At 67.7% G+C, this 1540-nt stretch carries 3 protein-coding genes; all 3 read left to right on the forward strand.

The features are described from left to right. Nucleotides 1–564: ABC transporter permease (locus JCM21793_RS23015; RefSeq protein WP_025031865.1), on the forward strand; the 564-nt coding region annotated here is incomplete at its 5' end. Next, the gene (locus JCM21793_RS23020) at nucleotides 561–1358 is read left to right on the forward strand and encodes an ATP-binding cassette domain-containing protein (RefSeq protein ID WP_025031866.1); all 798 of its coding nucleotides are present in this window, start codon (nucleotides 561–563) and stop codon (nucleotides 1356–1358) included. The genes JCM21793_RS23015 and JCM21793_RS23020, both read left to right, overlap by 4 nt. After that, the coding region (locus JCM21793_RS23025) for an ATP-binding cassette domain-containing protein (RefSeq protein ID WP_025031867.1) at nucleotides 1351–1540 on the forward strand (190 nt) is incomplete at its 3' end. The genes JCM21793_RS23020 and JCM21793_RS23025, both read left to right, overlap by 8 nt.

Here is a 1540-nt window from a genome sequence, read left to right on the forward strand (position 1 = left end):
CGCCGGGGGCGCTGGTCGGCGACGGTTGCCGGGCTTGCCGGCGGGCTGGTGGACGAGGCGCTGATGCGCGTGGTTGACGCGTTTCAAATCGTGCCGGGGTTCCTTCTGGCGCTGGCCTTTGTCAGCGTCACCGGGGCGTCGCTTCCGGTGATCATATTCGCCATTGCCCTTGGCGCGTGGACCGGGCCGGCGCGACTGGTGCGGGCGGAAGTCCTGTCGATCCGCGAGCGCGACTATGTGGCGGCGGCGCGGGTGATCGGCATGCACCCGGCCGAGATTGCTTTGCGCGAAGTGCTGCCCAATGCGCTGCCGCCAGTTCTGGCGCTAACGGCGGTGATCGTCGCCACGGCGGTTCTGGTGGAGGCCGCACTTTCGTTTCTCGGGCTTGGCGATCCCAATGTGGTGACTTGGGGCTCGATGATCGCCGAGGGGCGCAACGTGCTGCGCACCGCGCCGCATCTTTCCATCGTGCCGGGGCTGGGGCTCGTGGCCACGGTGCTTGGCGTTTATCTTCTGGGCGAGGGGCTGGCCGACGCGATGGCGGGCCGCAAGGGGCGCGGATGAGCGCGCCGCTGGCCGAAATCCGGGGCCTCTCCGTTTCCTATGGGCGTGACGATGCGCGGCGTTTCGCGCTTCAGGACGTCGATCTCGACATTGCGAAAGGCCACAGGCTGGCGGTGATCGGCGAGAGCGGGTCGGGCAAGAGCACGCTGGCGCTGGCGCTCGCGGGGTTGCTGCCGCCGCAGGCGCGGATTGAAGGCAGCATTGGCTGGCCGGGCCTTGCCCATTCGCCCGTGGCGGGGCGCGACATTGGCATGGTGTTTCAGGATCCTGGCGGCAGCCTCAACCCCGTTCTGACCATTGGCGAACAGGTGGCGGAAGGCGCGGTGCGTCATCTGGGGCTTGGCTGGCGTGCGGCGCGGTCGCATGCGCTGGCGCTGCTTGAGCGGGTGCGTATTCCCGATCCGCAGGCAGCACTTCGCGCCTATCCGCATCAGTTTTCCGGTGGGCAGCGCCAGCGCATCGCCATTGCCGCCGCCATTGCGGCAAAGCCGGGGCTGCTGATCGCCGACGAGCCCACCAGCGCTCTCGACATGGTGGTGCAGGCCGAGATCGTGGCGCTGCTCGACACATTGGTGCGCGAGGCCGGCATGACGCTGATCTTCATCACGCATGACATTGCGCTTGCCTCCGGCTTTGCCGACGAAATCGCCGTGTTTCAGCGGGCGCGGTTGGTGGAGAAAGGTCCGGCGCAGGCGGTTCTGACGAAGCCGGCGCATGCCTATACGAAGCACCTTCTTGCCGCGCAGATCGATTTTTCGACGCGGCGCCTGATCGACGGGGTGGGCGATGCCTGAGCCGCTTCTCGTTGCGCAGAACCTCTGCAAGACCTTCACAAGCCGTGGGCGCAGGGTGACCGCACTTGACGATGTGAGCCTGACGCTTGCTCCCGGCGAAACGCTCGGGCTGGTGGGCGCGTCCGGCAGCGGCAAGTCGACGCTCGCGCGGGTGCTGCTCAGGCTTTTGCCGGCCGATGCGG

Source organism: Nitratireductor aquibiodomus NL21 = JCM 21793, from assembly GCF_000615975.1.
Taxonomy (GTDB): domain Bacteria; phylum Pseudomonadota; class Alphaproteobacteria; order Rhizobiales; family Rhizobiaceae; genus Nitratireductor; species Nitratireductor aquibiodomus.